This is a genomic window from Flavobacterium sp. LAR06 (assembly GCF_041946075.1).
Taxonomy (GTDB): Bacteria; Bacteroidota; Bacteroidia; order Flavobacteriales; family Flavobacteriaceae; genus Flavobacterium.
Genome location: NZ_JAUTYT010000007.1, coordinates 97,037 through 113,681 on the forward strand (window position 1 = coordinate 97,037; position 16,645 = coordinate 113,681).

Here is a 16,645-nt window from a genome sequence, read left to right on the forward strand (position 1 = left end):
AACTTTTTTAAGTTTTCTTTCATACGAATTTATATATTTTTTGGGAATTACGCATTAACAGGAACAATTTAGTTTAAAATTATTTTAACCATTTTCGTATGGCTTCTTCGACCGTACCTCTTATAATAGGTTTTGAGATATAATCATTCATTCCGGCTGATAAACATTTATTTCGTTCTTCTTTTTCAGCTCCGGCGGTTACGGCGATTATAGGTATACGCTGACCTATTTCAGTAACTCTGATTGCTTTTGTAGCTTCATAACCATTCATAATTGGCATCTGAATATCCATAAAAACCAGATCCGGATTAATACTTTCAATTTGTTTAACGGCTTCATACCCGTTTTCACATTCAAAAATAATGGCATTTAGGTTTAGATTCTTTACAATCGTTTTTAAAAGAAGCATGTTTACTTTGTTGTCTTCTACGATCAAAATAATCACCTTTTTTCGATTAGAACTATAACTTAAAGCATATTCGGGATTATTTTGCTTCGAAATTTCCTTGAATTTTTCATTGATGCTTTCATGACTGGTTTTTAAATTCAGATCAAAGTAGAAATTACTGCCTTCGTTTATTCTGCTCTTAAGCTGCAAACGACTTTCCATTAAAGCTAATAATTGATTCGAAATGGTTAAGCCTAAGCCCGTTCCTCCAAACTTTCTTGTTGTTGAACTATCTTCCTGAGAAAAAGCTTTGAATATTTTTTTCTGATTTTTTTCTAAGATTCCAATTCCGGTGTCAATAACAGAAAAACGAATGATGTAGTTATCATCTGCTTTTTTATCCAAAACAGTTACGTTTAGTTTTATTGATCCTTCGTTTGTAAATTTGATTGCGTTAGATAAAAGATTGATCAAAATTTGTTTAAGACGAACAATATCTGTCCAGATGTATTTTGGCACTTCAGGATCCAGGTTTAATTCGAGTTCGAGATTTTTTTGATTGGATTCGTAAATAATTAAATCAAATATTTGACCCAGTATTTTCTGAACATCATATAAATCAATAAAAAGCTCCAGTTTTCCGGCTTCAATTTTAGAAAAATCAAGAATATCATTTATGATTTCCAGCAGTGAATGTGCCGATTGATTGATGGTTGTCATGTATTTTTCCTGAATTTCTTCAAGATTGGTTTTCATCAATAAATGGGTAAAACCTATAATGCCATTTAAAGGTGTTCTGATTTCGTGCGACATATTGGCCAGAAAATCAGATTTTGATTTATTTGCAGCTTCTGCCAGTTCTTTGGCTTTAATTGCATCTTCACTTTCTTTAATTTTGGCGATATTTCTATTTCGGTCTAAGGCAGAAGAGATGTTATTGGCTAATGTTTGAAAAATATAAATTTCATCATCAGTCCATTTTCTCTCTTTAGTACAATCATCAAAACCAATAAAACCTGAAAAAATGTTGTTGGTAAACAGCGGTAATATTAATATGGATTTAATATTATTGGCTATTAATAATTGCTTAAAAAACGTATCTTCCAAATCCCGGGTTCGCGTATTTAATACTTTTCTATTATGAGAATGAAGAATAATTTCTTTTAAATTATCCTCAGTAAAATCTTGCAATTCAGTTATCTGGTGTTCAATCCCATCTCGGGACCATTTATACTGCTGACTTATAGTATTGGTTTCGAAGTTTTTATCATGGTAAAAAATATGATCCACTTTGGAGGCTTTTCCAATAATATCAAATGTTTCCTGAAACATTTTTTGCAGACTTTTACTCAGCAGAAACTTTTCAGTACATAAAGCCAATGCAGATAGTAAATCACTTTTAAGTTCTAATTTTTTCTCTGCTTTGAGTCGCATCTGAGAAGAAATAGCCAATGAAATGACATCAGAAATAGTTCTGGCATAGTTGATATCTTCATTGTCCCAATCTCTTTTTTCTCCTGTACTTTCAAAACAAACTACACCAGCCAGTTGTCCATTTGAAAAGATTGGAACATCAAGCATTGATTTTATTTTGTTTTTATTAAAATAAATTTCCTGAAATTCAGAGGTTTCTAATTTATCAAAAACATCTGGCGCATTTATTATGGCTTTGTTTTTTAAGGTTTCAAAATAAATAGGATATGACTCCTTGTCCAAAATATTTTTATCATTTAAATTTTGATCATCACTACTGAATAGGTTTCTGCATATAATTACGTCACCCGTAAATTTCCAGAAACTTACTCTGTTTGCCTTTGATATCGTTGCAGCTTCTTTAATTATTGAATCTATTACGGTTTGCAGATTATTATATTCACGAAAATCTGTTGTCGATAATTTTTTAGTCGAATTATTATAGGCTTCAATTTTTTCTAAACGTCTTTTTTTCTCATTTTCAATATTTTTCATCTCCGTAATGTCTCTGGCGATACCTGCAAAACCTATGATTTCATCTAAATCATTTTTACGGACAATTACTTTTTGAGAGATCCATATCTGGCTTCCATCTTTCTTTATAATTGGAATTTCGATTGTGGGATAATTGTTTCCATTTTTCTCCAGATTTTCGTAAAAATCAACAGCATTTCTGATATAATCTTCATGTATAAAATTAGAATAATGCTGTAAAATCACTTCATTTTCAGCATAGCCTAAAAGTGAAAAACCAAATTCATTTATAAATGTAAAATAACCATCGGCACTTATTTCAAAAATAATATCAGTTGCAGTCTGAATAAGATTTTTATATTGATCCTGAACGATAATTTGTTCTGTAACATCCTGACCAATACTAATAATTAGTCGCTCGGAGAATTTTTTATCCTTCCATTGGATGTATTTAAATTCTCCGTTCTTATTTTTTAATTTTCGAATATATAATTTATTATCAATGTAGTTTTTTTGATAATTCTCTTTATTGAATTCCGGGTCTTCTGTAAGTCTCCAGAACTCCAGTCCTTTTACCTCTTCTGGTAGATAGCCTAAAATTGAAGTGATGGTTTCGCTGCAAAAAAGTAGTTCACCTTTTTCATTTGTGGCAATTGTCAGGGAGTTTCCTTTATGAACAATTTCATTGGTAAATCTAAAGTTATCCCGATTATTTAATAGAACGGCATATTTTACCTGATTGATAATAAAAGTGACAATGCTGAAATTGATCAGTAAAACAGATGATTTAAGTGGAATTAAATTAAAAACAACTGTTATGGTCAGAAAGGTAAAGGTGAAAGCAACAAATGCCCAATATATTTTTATTGGTTTTAAGATGTTGTACGAAAAGAAAAATGAAATTAAAAAAGTAATTATGGGCACAACATCATTTGGAAGGTAAATAATATTGCGGGCAACATAGCTTATGTAAATAAAAAACGATACGATAAAAACCCCCTGAATTTTATCTCGGAGTATTTTTATTTTATCTGTCAGAAGATAAATTATCAGGACAAAAACACCTATAGAAACATTGGCAACTAAGAGACTTTTTGGCCTGATCTTAAAGATTTCATTGATGATTTCAATTAAAATAACCGCGATACCAAAAAACAAGGTATATAATTGATATTCGTTGTTGGCGGTGTCCGTTTCTTTTCTTTTCTCAATGAAATTACCAATTTTAGCTTTGATTTTAAAAAACTGATAAACAAGAATGCTTAAGAAACCCAAAAGAGATAAACCTAAAATGATAAGTTTCGGATTGTTGTAGAAAATAATATCAGGAGCAAACACATACCAATTTGTTATAACTGCTTTCAGGGTATTACCAAAATAGGTAATTCCTGAAAGCAGTGAATTGTAAAAACTATAGTTTACTACCATAGTATTCGTGGTATGTTGGTTTAGTAAATAGCATTTTGAATTTTCTAAACAGAGTAGGTTAAGCTCTTGATTTATTTAGAATTTCCGATTTATTCTAAATCTGACTGACCTATTGTGTCAATTGGATCTTCTTCTTCCATATTAAAAATTCCATAATAAGTCGCGTAGGTCATTGATGTATTAAAAGCAAGCGTGAAAATTATGGCTATACAGCATCCAAAGAAACCTATGAAAGACCCTATAAAACCAACAATAACCAGAGCAAATATTATTAGCGGATTTTTACTAATGATAATTAGACATGATTTCAAGGCATCTAATGCTTTTAGATCCCCAAAAATTACCAGTGGAATAGCCAAATAGGTAAGAAATGATATAATTAAATTCAGCAAGATCGACATACCAATGATTCCCATTTCGTTAAAATAAGCGCCAATAATTGTTGAAATTGCACCGCTAATGATAGCTATAATAAAGCCAACTGTAAATATCTGTGAAAAATGATGTGTTTTATAATAAGTAAAAATAGTTGAAACATTAAATTCTTCATCCTTATCTGCGCAGTCTGCCATTTTAAGAAAACCGGCGCTAAAAGGAGCGATAAGACCACTTATTACTGAAGTGCCCAGTAAAGAAATAAGCATTTGTACAGAGCTTTGTTTCTGACTATCGAAATTTTCAAAAAAATCTTTACTCATACTTTCTACTCCATATAAAGCAAAAAGTACACTAAAAAGGCCGAAAAAAAAGATAACTGAAAAGACTAAAATTATAAGCCCGAAGTAAAGTGCTATTTTTTTATAGTTTTCAAAAGCATGGTTAAAGACAGTTGAAAAATCTAAGGAATAGCCGTGATTTTTAATGTCTTCGATTTGATCAAGAGTAGATTTCATTTTAATAATAGAATTGTTTTTTATACTTTTTACGCTTAGGTTAAATACTGAAACGTAAATATAATATTTTTAATCAATTACATATGATAATCTACAAAATATCCATAAGCACATTTTTGTTTATTTACATCCAGTCTAGTAATCGTTTGATAGAAGCTAATTTATCTTTGTAAGGAGCATATCGCATAGGAAGATCTAACCAATTTCCTTTTTTGACAATAGCTTTGTGATGAGAGAAAATATCAAAACTTAATTTACCGTGATAAGCACCAATTCCACTATGGCCAACGCCGCCAAAAGGCAGTCTTTTGTTCGAAAAATGAACAACGGTATCGTTAATACAGCCTCCGCCAAAAGAATAATTTGCTATAAGTTTTTTGGCAAAAGAATGATTTTCACTAAAAATATAAAAGGCAAGTGGTTTTTCGTATTTGCTTATAATGTTTTGAATTTCCGCTTCAGTTTCATAAGTAAGAATAGGTAAAATTGGGCCAAAAATTTCTTCTTTCATTACAGGACTATCAAGTGCCGGTTCTTCGATTAATGTTGGTGAAATAAATAGTTTATTGGCATCTGTTTCTCCTCCAAAAATAACTTTTTCGCGCTCGATCATACTGTCTAGTCGAAGAAAGTTCTTGGTATTAATAATGCGGGCAAAATCGGGAGATTTATCCAGTTTTTTGCCATATGATTTTATGATTTCATCAATTAAAAAAGTAATGAAATTGACTTTCATATTTTTCTGGATCAGAATATAATCCGGTGCGATACAGGTCTGGCCTGCATTGATAAATTTTCCCCAGACAATTCGTTTGGCGGCTAGTTTTAAATTAGCAGTTTCATCAATAATACAGGGGTTTTTCCCACCTAACTCAAGCGTTACAGGAGTTAGATTTTCTGCCGCTGCTTTGGCAACCACTTTACCAACAGCAACGCTTCCGGTAAAGAAAATATAATCCCAACGCTGTGCCAGTAATTTATTAGAAACTTCAACACCGCCTTCATGTACTTCAACGTGATTTATATGGAAAGTCTTTTCAATAATTTTAGCAATGATTGAAGAGGTATTCGGCGTAAGTTCAGAAGGTTTTAAAACAACTCTGTTTCCTGCTGCAACAGCTGCAATAAGAGGACACAAAGCCAATTGGAAAGGATAATTCCAGGGTGCAATAACCAAAACGTTTCCGTATGGTTCTTTGTAAATATAATCAGTAGAAGGGAAGTTAAGAATAGAAGGAAAAACGCGTTTACGACCGGACCATTTGTAAATGTTTTTGATGGTGTCTTTTAGGTCTGAGATAACATAATTTGTTTCTGTCAGAACAGCCTCAAATTCTGGCTTTTTAAAATCATCGTATAAAGCTTTTACAATTAAATCTTCGCTTTTTTGTATGTTATATAATAACTTTTTAAGCGTTTCTTTTCTGTATCCGATGTCGTTTTTATAGTCCATTTTTTGATCAACTTGTTTTTTTACTCTATGCAAGTTAATCGATAAAATTTAAAAAAGTAACAATTAAATCATAAAATCACAACGCATTCCAAATGGTTTCATCGGGAGTAGGTGCAATAATTGTTATGTTTTCTTTGGAGACCGGATGAATAAAAACAAGTTTTCTGGCATGAAGATGAATTCCTCCATCAGGATTACTTCGGTCAAAACCATATTTCAAATCCCCTTTAATTGGTGATCCAATAGCTGCTAATTGCGCCCGAATTTGATGATGACGACCGGTGTGAAGATTAATTTCTAAAGCCACATAATTTTGAAGTTCTTTGAAAACAGTATAATCCAAACTGGCAATTTTACTGTCCGGAACTTCTTTTAAATGTGCTTTTGAAGTATTATTTTTTTCATTTCTTTTTAAAAAATGAACCAATTTGGCAGTTGCTTCCTGAGGTTTATTCTTCACAACCGCCCAATAGGTTTTTTGCGTTTCACGATTACTGAACATTTCGTTCATTCGTGTTAAAGCTTTGCTTGTTCTTGCAAAAACAACAATTCCGGTTGTAGGTCGATCCAAACGATGAATCACACCTAAAAACACGTCACCAGGTTTGTTGTATTTGTCTTTGATATATTCTTTAACAACATCAGATAAAGGCTTGTCTCCCGTTTTATCACCCTGTACAATATCACCCACACGTTTGTTTACCACAATGATGTGATTGTCTTCGTGCAGAATTTGGAGATTATTTTTATCTGAAATTATTTTCATTTTAGACTTGCTTAGATTTTAAATGGAAAGAATTCGGTTAAAGCCTTTTATATGAATAAAAAAAGCCCCCCAGCTAAAGCTGGAGGCTATTCATTTTAAAACCTTTGAACCTTTGTTGCTTTGAACCTTTGTATGTAAATACGAAACCTTAGAATCTTAGCAACTTAGAACCTTAGTATCTTAAAAATTAATATTGTTCACTAGAATTTGGAAAATCACTAGACTTAACATCAGCAACATATTGGCCAATTGCAGACGTCATTTCCTGATATAAGTTTAAGTAACGACGTAAGAAACGAGGACTGAATTCATTATTCATTCCAAGCATATCATGAATCACTAAAACCTGACCGTCAACGCCACCACCAGCTCCAATTCCGATAACAGGAATAGAAATACTTTTAGCTACTTTCTCCGCTAAATCAGCAGGGATTTTTTCTAAAACTACAGCAAAACAGCCTATTTTTTCAAGTAATTTGGCATCTTCAATTAATTTTTCAGCTTCTTGATCTTCTTTTGCGCGAACGCTGTAAGTACCAAATTTATAGATAGATTGTGGCGTTAAACCCAAGTGTCCCATAACTGGAATTCCTGCGTTTAATATTTTTTTGATAGATTCTTTAATTTCTTTTCCACCTTCTAACTTTACTGCATGTCCGCCGCTTTCTTTCATAATTCTGATAGAAGAACGTAAAGCTTCTTTTGGGTCAGACTGGTAGCTTCCAAAAGGCAAATCAACAACAACTAAGGCTCTTTCGACCGCACGAACTACAGAAGAAGCATGATAAATCATTTGATCTAAAGTAATTGGCAATGTTGTTTCGTGCCCGGCCATAACGTTTGATGCCGAATCTCCTACTAAAATCACATCGATTCCTGCAGTGTCAACAATTTTTGCCATTGTGAAATCGTAAGCTGTCAACATGGAGATTTTTTCTCCATTGCTTTTCATTTCGATTAATGATTTGGTAGTGATTCTTTTATAATCTTTTTTAGCAACTGACATTATATAAGTAAGTTTTAGTTTTTTTGAATAGTTTTAAAAGCAGAATATACTTTTAAAACGAAAATTTTTTTGACTGCAAAATTAAGTAATATATTCTAACAATCGGCCATATTAACCGCAATTGCCAATCCGCCTTCGGAAGTTTCCTTGTATTTGGAATTCATGTCTTTTGCAGTTTGCCACATGGTGTTAATTACTTTATCTAAAGGTACTTTTGCATTTTTTGAATCAGTTTCTAAAGCCAATTCGGCAGCATTTATGGCTTTTATAGCGCCCATAGTATTTCTTTCAATACACGGAATCTGAACCAAACCACCAATTGGGTCGCAGGTTAAACCAAGGTGATGTTCCATTGCAATTTCGGCAGCCATTAAAACCTGTGCAGGACTTCCGCCCATTAATTCGCAAAGTGCCGCCGCAGCCATTGATGACGAAACACCAATTTCGGCCTGACAACCACCCATTGCTGCAGATATAGTCGATCCTTTTTTGAAGATACTTCCAATTTCTCCGGCAACCATCAAAAATTGCTTGATTTCTTTTTCGCCGGCATTATGGTTTTCAATTACCAAATAATACATTAAAACAGCCGGAATTACACCAGCGCTTCCATTAGTTGGAGCAGTAACAACACGGCCTAAAGACGCATTTACTTCATTCACGGCAAGTGCAAAACAGCTAACCCATTTTAAAATCTGGCGGAATTTAACTTCGGTTTTTCTGATTTCTTCCAGCCAGGATTGTGGATTATCATAATTGGCGAGACCAATTAAATTCTGATGCATATCAAAAGCTCTTCGGCGAACATGTAATCCGCCAGGAAGAATTCCTCCTGTATGGCAGCCAATGTACATGCACTCTAACATCGTATTCCAGATGCGCATTAATTCCGAGTGAATTTCTTCTTCGGGACGCATCGATTTTTCGTTTTCATAAACAATCTCTGAGATTGATTTGTTTTCTGAAACCGTATAATTTAAAAGCTCAACAGCATTTTGAATCGGGAAGGGGAAAGCACATTTAATCTCTTCTTTGATCTTGGCATTGGTACGTTCTTCTTTAACGACAAAACCTCCTCCAATAGAGTAAAAAGTTGATTCATATTCAGAATCATCGGCTTTATAGGCAGTGAATTTTAATCCGTTAGCATGAAAAGGAAGAAAATCTTTGTTGAAAACAATATCCTGAAGAAAATAAAACGGAATCGTAATCTGATTTCCTAAAATGATTTCATTTTTGGTTTCGATCGTTTTAATGATTCCTGCAATATTGTCGACCGGAATATATTCAGGATCCTGGCCACTTAAACCAAGCATAACGGCCAAATCAGTAGCGTGACCCTTGCCGGTTAAGGAAAGTGAACCATATAGATCAACCTTGACTCTGGTAACTTGTTCTAAAATAGATTCGTTTTTTAACTCTTCTAAAAAACGTTCTGCAGCGCGCCATGGTCCCAAAGTATGCGAACTTGAAGGGCCAACGCCAATTTTAAGCATATCAAAAACAGAGATACATTCTTCCATTGTACAATTTTTATTAAGACAAAGATAATTGAATAATGCAATGATGATTTATTTTTGATTGTTAATGTTGCAGTTTTGTTAAAATAAATATTAAATATTAATAATTTGGCAAAGAAGTAAATTTAATTACTTAATATCGGTCTTTCATAAAAAGTTCGGGATTTTTTTAGGTATTTTTGTAAATAGCTATTACTAGAAAAGACTGATTTTTTTAGTTTTTAATAATCGAAATAAACTGCTACTTTGGGTATTTTGTATGAATGCTGAAAATGTCTTTTTCAAGACAATTGATATACCACACAGGAGCTAAAACCACATTATGATAGAATTTTTCAGGAATTTATTAGAAGAGTTTGAACTGCCACTTAGCAATCCAGTATTGATTTTTTCATTAATACTTTTTATAATTTTATTATCGCCAATTTTACTGAAGAAAATTAATATTCCCGGAATTATAGGTTTGATTATTTCAGGAGTAATTATTGGCCCTCACGGACTTAACATTTTGGCTAAAAATTCGGCAGTAGATTTATTCTCAACTATTGGACTACTTTATATTATGTTTATTGCAGGTTTAGAACTCGACATGAATGAGTTTAAAGCCAACAAGAATAAGAGTTTATTATTCGGTTTTTTTACTTTTATTTTCCCCCTTTCTATTGGTTTCCCTGTTTGTTTTTACCTTTTAAAATATGATTTTAATGCCAGTTTTTTAACAGCAAGTATGTTTGCAACGCACACATTGGTTGCATATCCAATTGTGAGTAAACTAGGTATAGCAAAAAATCAGGCAGTTGCCATTACAGTGGGAGGAACTATTTTGACCGACACCGCAGTTTTGATTATTCTGGCCGTTATTATGGGAAGCAGTGAAGGGAATCTGAATCAGGCTTTTTGGTTGAAACTAACCGCTTCATTGATCATTTTTTCTGCTATTATGTTTTTGGTTATTCCAAGAATTGCGAAATGGTTTTTTAAGAAACTGGAAAGTGAAAAGCATGCGCATTATATTTTTGTATTATCTGTTGTTTTCTTTGCGGCATTTTTAGCGCAAGTGGCAGGAGTAGAACCTATTATTGGTGCTTTCGTTGCAGGTTTGGCCCTGAATCCTTTGATTCCACAATCATCAGCCTTAATGAATAGAATTGAGTTTATTGGGAATTCGTTATTTATTCCGTTTTTCCTGATTTCTGTGGGAATGTTGGTTGATATTAGTGTGATTTTAAGCGGTCCAACAGCATTGATTGTAGCAGGAACATTGAGCGTAGTCGCGATTTTCGGAAAGTGGTTCGCCGCATTTTTTACTCAAATTGTCTTTAAATATACCAAAACCGAAAGACAGCTTATCTTCGGATTAAGTAGTGCACACGCCGCAGCTACTTTAGCGGTTATTTTAGTAGGATATAAAGCTAAAATTCTGGATGAAAATATCTTAAATGGAACTATTATCTTAATTTTAATTACCTGTATCGTAGCTTCTTTTGCTACAGAAAAAGCAGCGAAAAAAATTGCAATCTGCGAAGAAGAAGTTTCCCATGAAGATGCGCATCAGGATCAGATTTTAGACGAGCATATTTTAATTCCGCTTGCCAAAACGTCTGCAACATCAAGTTTGTTAGATTTTGCACTTTTGATTAAAGATAAAAAATCATCAAACCCGATTACGTTGTTGACGATTGTACCGAATAACGATCAGGCTGAAAAAAATATTTTAAGATACCGAAAAGCAGTTGATAAATTTGTAATTCAGGGTTCGGCATCAGAAGTAAAAATCAATACAATTGCAAGAATAGACCACAATCCTGCGAGTGGAATTGCAAGAACTTCAAAAGAAATCATGTCTGATATTGTGATTATCGGCTGGCCGAGAAAAACAGGTTTTTTAGATAAAATTTTTGGTGAAAATGTAGATTCAATTATTAATAACGTTGATAAAAGTTTGTTTATCTGTCGTTTCGAAAAGACTTTTATAGAAGAGAAAAGATTGGTTTTCATTTGTCCGCCTTTCTCTGAAAGAGGAGTAGGATTTCAACTTCTGATTCAAAAAATCTGTCGCTTATCACAAGAATTAAGTATTCCGATTGTGATTTATGCCGAATACAAAACGCATCAGTCAATTCAGCAAATTGCCAATTATTTAAAATTGAACGCCAAATTAGGTTTCAAAAGTATTTTAGACTGGGATGATTTCGATGCAATCTCAGATGAAATTAAACCAACGGATTTGATTGTTTTCAATTTATCCCGAAAAGGTTCTGTTTCGTACCAATCGATCTTTGATAAACTGCCTCAAAAATTCGAAAAATCATTCAGCGAAAACAACCTGATTTTAGTTTATCCGCAAGACGATAACAAAGTAACTTCTATGGATGCTTATGAAGATTTTACTGCAACACCTTTAACCAAAGGTCTTGAGGCGATTGAGCAGATTGGTAGAGGTTTGGGGAATATTTTGAAGAAGGGTTAAGAAAAAAGGTTTTCTAAAAAACTCTAAAACTAAATTATGACTGTACATCTAGAAAAAATAATTAAAAAATATAGTTTTCCAAAAAGAGATGTAAATTCAACTGTTGAAGTAAATGATGTAGAATTATATTCTAAGTTAAAACTTCCTGAAGATTATGTATTTTATCTTGAGAACTATCATGGATTAGATCAGTTTATTGGTGTTGAATTTATAAATCTTTGGAGTTTAGAAGAAATTATTGGAGCTAATAAAAATTATAATATAGTAGAAGGTTTACAGCAGACTATTGGAATTGGTTCGAATGGAAGTGGAGAATTTATCGGAATTAAATTCGAACATGATGAAAACGTCAAGATAATTCTTTCCCCTTTTATTGATTTGAATAGCAAATATAATATCGAAATTGGAACTTCTTTTACCGATTTTCTTGTCCGTCTTGACAATGGAGTTGATTGGTTTTCTTGATTTTTAATGAACCCGTTTTGTTCTCAATTTCATAAAAGGTTTTTCAATTATTTGATGAAGTATGTAGGCAATAATTACGCATGAAACAATGCAAATTATTAAACTTAAAGAACTGTTAGTATTGATTTCGAAATTAGGCAAAAGCCCTTGTGTGATGTGAATTATTCCCTTATGGATCAAGTAAATTCCATAAGAAAGCATTGCAATGAAAGTAGTGACTTTTGAATGAAATTGATATAAGAAACTTGATGGTGAAATGGCACCGATGACCATAAAGCCGTAACCTACGCTAACTACAGTAAATCCAAAAATAGAAGCATAAAAGGAATGTTCTTCATAGCATAAAAAATAGGCAGCGATAAGAGTGAGTATACTGGCAATTAAAAAATAATTTCCAAACTTGGAGATTCGATTCCAAAAAATAGGCATAAATTGATATACACCGGCAATCGAAACGCCAATTAAAAGTCCATCTAAACGGTTGTATGTTGGATAGTAAATAAATTTGAGCCAAAAAAGCCATGCATCCTCATCGTCAATATGTGGAAGATATAAAATTTCCCAGCTATAAAACCGAACTATTAAGCCTAAAATAAAAAGTCCTATTAAAACCCAATAGGCATTATAAAATTGTTTGCATCGCTGTAAAAAGATAAGCGCAATTGGTAGAAAAAAATAGAAATGTTCTTCAACACAAAGCGACCAGGCATGTGAAAAAGTACCGAAATCAAGAAGATTTAATCCAAAATTTTGAGTAAAAGTCAGGAGTTTCCATAAAGGAGGAAGTGCTTCCCGCTCTCTAAATAGCGGAATTAAAAAGTAAACCCCTGTTACGAACCAAAATAAAGGCAGGATTCTAAAAAAACGTTTCAAAAAGAAATCTTTAAAAGAAATTTTAGCACCGTTTTTTATCTGAAAAAAAAGTTGAGAGGATATGAGAAACCCACTTAAAACAAAAAATAAATCAACACCCGTCCAACCAAATTTTGCTATATTTGGTAGCCATTCAGGATGATCAAAAATCTGATAGTGATATAAAAAAACAAAACATATTGCAAAAGCTCGTAAATGATCTAATCCGTATAATTTTTTATGCACTTTGAAATTTGTTGTTTTTTTTAATGAATGTATATCGGTATCAACAACAAATGTAGTTCAATTGCGAAAGTTTCTTTTTCATTAAAAAACATCTTATTAACAACTTTTTTTTGATTGATTTAGATAGGTTTAAAAAAAAATAAAATTAAGAAAATGCAACACAAAGTCCAATCCATCCGGCCATTCATAGGAGCCAAAGATTTCAAAATCTCCAGGAGTTTCTATCGTAATTTAGGTTTCGAAGAAGTGGTGTTAGATCCAAAATTTTCTGTTTTCAAAACAGGAGAAATTGCCTTTTATCTTCAGGATTATTATGCAAAAGAATGGATTGAAAATACCATGATTTTCTTAGAAGTTGACGATGTCGATCGTTACTATAACGAACTTTTGGCTTTAAATCTAACAGAAAAATATGGAGTAAAATTAACACCAACTCGCCATTTAGATTGGGGTAGTGAATGTTTTCTGCACGATCCTTCGGGTGTTTTATGGCATTTTGGAAAGTTTAGGTAAAAAAAAACTATAAATAGAAATCAGCCAGATCAATAGTATTGCTTTTGCTCTGATACCAATCATTATAAACTAATTCGAGTTTATCAACTGTTAATTCTCCAAAATCGTAATTTCGAAATTTTTCTACAACGCCAATTAATTTCTTCGGATTTTCGATTCTTTCCTGAAATCTCACAACGGTTGAATGTGCAGTTGCAATGGCATAACGACTGTCGATGCTTTGCTGTAAAGTTGATTTTTTAAAATTCTCACGCAATTTATCCCTTAAATCATTTAATGATTCATCCGTTGGAAAACCCTGAATCATTATTGCCGAAGGAGAAGCTGTAATACCTTTAAATTTGATTTTAATTTTATCTACATCAAGTAAACTTTTTTGAATGATCTCGATATATTCTTCAATCCTTATTTTACTTAAAGTAAAACCTTCATAACAGGAAATAATCGACATTACCGTAATATGAATGTCTGAATTAGGATAATAGTATTGTTGGGAATCAACTTCTATTAATTCATTTAAAAACAACTGAATTTGAGCTTTGATTTCATCTTTGGGACGAATCAATAAGGTAACTCCGAATCGGGAATCCGATGCGTCATTAATTTGGTGATCAATTTTATAATTTCCTTCTAAAATAGCTTTTGAAGATTTTATGTAAAGTTGGTTATAATGTTCTTGTAAGTTCATTTCAAAAATTATTCAGCTTCAAATATTGTTTTTATAAGCTTTTGTAAATCATGTTTGTTAATTTCGCCGCTGCCTTTCCATTTCCCAATAATTAATCCGTTCTTATCAATTAAAAGTTTGTGTGGAATTCCATTCACAAAATAATCAGTAATTATAGTACTATTGTCTTTGGTAGCAAAAAGATGATTCCAGGATTCTATGTTTTCATTTACAATTGCTTTTTTCCAGGACTCTGTCTTATCATCTTTTGCAACGCTAATTATTTCAAATCCCTGGTTATGATATTTTTTATATAATTCCTTGATATAAGGAAGTTCTTCCCGACAGGGTCCGCACCAACTGGCCCAAAAATCAATCAGTACATATTTGCCTTTAAAATCATCTAATGAAACAGTTTTCCCATTCATATCTATTAAGGTAAATTTTGGAGCAATACTTCCTACTTTACTTTGATTAAAATATTTAAGTTTTTCGGCCATTTCTTTTCCTTCTTGAGAAGTTTTGATCTCAGGAGAGAAGTTTTGATATACTTCCACAAAAGTGTCATAGAAATTCATGCCAACGAAACGGCCGACACTGACACGAATTAACCGTAAAGCGCTCATTGAATTGGGATGTTTTCTGGCAAAATCAAAATCAAGTTTTAATTGATTGATGGCATTTTGATCTTTTGTGTTTTCTAAAGAATCTAAGCGAAGAACAAGCTGATAACGTTTAATAGAATCTTTTTCAGCTTCAATCCTTAAGTTACATTCCTTTTGTAATTTTACAATCGAATCCTGGATTTTTTGAGACGGTTTATGTAATTCTATGATTTCTTTTTCTACTGTAGCCTCATCTTGTGCAAAAATAAAATGACTTGTAAAAAATATAATAGCGATCAAGCAGAATTGCAATTGTTTCATAGAAAATGGTTTAATTCAGTCGTGGATAGTTTTTCGAATATAGGAAAGAAAATGGAAATGATTTTATTTCTTTTTGGCTTTTTCGAGGTTTTCTTTCGCTCTAAATTTTACAATCTTGGTAATCAGTTCAAAAGGCATTGGTTGATTTAAGGGAAATTGTACAGAACCTTTCCCGGATTTATATTTTGATAGTTCGGTTGCAAAGGCTTCATGACCAGTAGGCAAAGCATACAGACCAATGTGATTTTTAAAAGCGGCAAAGTAAACCACAATCCCATTTTGCTCAAATGCCGGCATCGAATAACTGATTTTCTCTGTAGCATCCGGAGCTGCTTTTTGAATCGTCATTCTAACTTTTTCAAGAATTTCCTGAACGTCATTTGGAAAAGCACCAATGTATTCGTCAATATTTGCTGGTTTTTTTGTATCCATGGTTGTTAGTTTTTTTTGTTTCAAGTTTCAGGTTTCAAGTTGTCGCAACGAACTTGAAACCTGAAATTTGAAATTTGAAACTTTCTTTTTAAGCTAATCCTTTCGGAAAACGATCCAAAACTAAATTTAATAAAATATGATGTTCTAAATACGCTTTTGCTCCGGCTAAAACCAATGTAAAGCCTTCAGTAGAATTACGAACCTGATCAATTATTTTATCTGAGTCTCCTTTAAAACCTGAATTTGTTATGCTTACAAAAGTTTCATTTTCATTTAATGGCGTGAAAACCCATTCGACCAAAGTGCTTTCTTCAGGAGTTCCCCATTCGATTACAATTTTTTTATTTTCCTGTAAAACATGGGTCGTGACGGTTAATGAAAAACCATACATTTCCCAGGTCCATTCTGTTTTTTTATCTTGTTTTAATTTGCCTGAGCCTTTTGTAAACCAAAATTTACTGGTGATTTCGGGATCAATAAAAGCCTGAAAAACTTCTGAAACAGGTTTTCTAATAAGCATTTCTGCTTTTGCGAATTTATTATTTTCTGGTTTCATTTTTTTAGTTGTGGATTGTGAAACTTATTTTTTCAAGGATAACTAAGTTATGAAAAAATCATTTATGTTCAATAAATTAAAAAAGAGCTTTACAAAATTAGTAAAGCTCTTTTTTAA

General features: G+C 32.4%; 14 protein-coding genes. 3 read left to right on the forward strand and 11 right to left on the reverse strand.

What is annotated here, in order from left to right; translation table 11 throughout:
• Positions 1-79: 79 nt before the first annotated feature.
• From Q7C23_RS11725 to Q7C23_RS11750, 6 genes are all read right to left on the reverse strand, one after another.
• The gene (locus tag Q7C23_RS11725; RefSeq protein ID WP_375032695.1) at positions 80-3,763 is read right to left on the reverse strand and encodes a response regulator; all 3,684 of its coding nucleotides are present in this window, start codon (positions 3,761-3,763) and stop codon (positions 80-82) included.
• A gap of 89 nt (positions 3,764-3,852) precedes the next feature.
• Positions 3,853-4,656: a hypothetical protein gene (locus Q7C23_RS11730; protein WP_375032696.1), complete on the reverse strand. Its 804-nt coding sequence runs from the start codon at positions 4,654-4,656 to the stop codon at positions 3,853-3,855.
• A 124-nt stretch (positions 4,657-4,780) separates the two neighbouring features.
• On the reverse strand, positions 4,781-6,109 hold the full coding sequence (locus tag Q7C23_RS11735) for an aldehyde dehydrogenase (protein ID WP_375032697.1): 1,329 nt from the start codon (positions 6,107-6,109) through the stop codon (positions 4,781-4,783).
• 76 nt (positions 6,110-6,185) lie between these two features.
• Complete coding sequence (locus Q7C23_RS11740; RefSeq protein ID WP_194656893.1) at positions 6,186-6,875, reverse strand: RluA family pseudouridine synthase; 690 nt, start codon at positions 6,873-6,875, stop codon at positions 6,186-6,188.
• A 187-nt stretch (positions 6,876-7,062) separates the two neighbouring features.
• Entirely contained in the window at positions 7,063-7,881 is an 819-nt protein-coding gene (gene panB, locus Q7C23_RS11745) for a 3-methyl-2-oxobutanoate hydroxymethyltransferase (RefSeq protein WP_375032698.1), read from the reverse strand.
• Between the two features lie 95 nt (positions 7,882-7,976).
• Complete coding sequence (locus tag Q7C23_RS11750) at positions 7,977-9,404, reverse strand: L-serine ammonia-lyase (protein ID WP_072972634.1); 1,428 nt, start codon at positions 9,402-9,404, stop codon at positions 7,977-7,979.
• Between the two features lie 319 nt (positions 9,405-9,723).
• On the opposite strand from Q7C23_RS11750, the gene Q7C23_RS11755 reads away from it, so the two are divergent.
• Together Q7C23_RS11755 and Q7C23_RS11760 are read left to right on the forward strand one after the other, a co-directional pair.
• A complete protein-coding gene (locus tag Q7C23_RS11755) occupies positions 9,724-11,871 on the forward strand; it encodes a cation:proton antiporter (RefSeq protein WP_375032699.1) in 2,148 nt (715 codons plus the stop codon).
• 36 nt (positions 11,872-11,907) lie between these two features.
• Positions 11,908-12,336: an SMI1/KNR4 family protein gene (locus Q7C23_RS11760; RefSeq protein ID WP_375032700.1), complete on the forward strand. Its 429-nt coding sequence runs from the start codon at positions 11,908-11,910 to the stop codon at positions 12,334-12,336.
• Positions 12,337-12,339: 3 nt separating this feature from the next.
• On the opposite strand, the gene Q7C23_RS11765 is transcribed toward Q7C23_RS11760, so the two are convergent.
• On the reverse strand, positions 12,340-13,434 hold the full coding sequence (locus tag Q7C23_RS11765; protein WP_375032701.1) for an acyltransferase family protein: 1,095 nt from the start codon (positions 13,432-13,434) through the stop codon (positions 12,340-12,342).
• Positions 13,435-13,587: 153 nt separating this feature from the next.
• Here Q7C23_RS11765 and Q7C23_RS11770 point away from each other — a divergent pair, with 153 nt between their 5' ends.
• Complete coding sequence (locus Q7C23_RS11770) at positions 13,588-13,947, forward strand: VOC family protein (RefSeq protein ID WP_375032702.1); 360 nt, start codon at positions 13,588-13,590, stop codon at positions 13,945-13,947.
• 7 nt (positions 13,948-13,954) lie between these two features.
• Here the strand turns inward: Q7C23_RS11770 and Q7C23_RS11775 are convergent, their stop codons facing one another.
• The 4 genes from Q7C23_RS11775 to Q7C23_RS11790 form a co-directional block, all read right to left on the reverse strand.
• Positions 13,955-14,635 (reverse strand): 2'-5' RNA ligase family protein, encoded by a 681-nt coding sequence (locus Q7C23_RS11775; protein ID WP_375032703.1) that lies wholly within the window; start codon positions 14,633-14,635, stop codon positions 13,955-13,957.
• 8 nt (positions 14,636-14,643) lie between these two features.
• Positions 14,644-15,540: a TlpA family protein disulfide reductase gene (locus tag Q7C23_RS11780; protein WP_375032704.1), complete on the reverse strand. Its 897-nt coding sequence runs from the start codon at positions 15,538-15,540 to the stop codon at positions 14,644-14,646.
• Positions 15,541-15,603: 63 nt separating this feature from the next.
• Positions 15,604-15,972: an iron chaperone gene (locus Q7C23_RS11785; protein WP_375032705.1), complete on the reverse strand. Its 369-nt coding sequence runs from the start codon at positions 15,970-15,972 to the stop codon at positions 15,604-15,606.
• Positions 15,973-16,060: 88 nt separating this feature from the next.
• A complete protein-coding gene (locus Q7C23_RS11790; RefSeq protein WP_375032706.1) occupies positions 16,061-16,528 on the reverse strand; it encodes an SRPBCC family protein in 468 nt (155 codons plus the stop codon).
• Positions 16,529-16,645 lie beyond the last annotated feature (117 nt).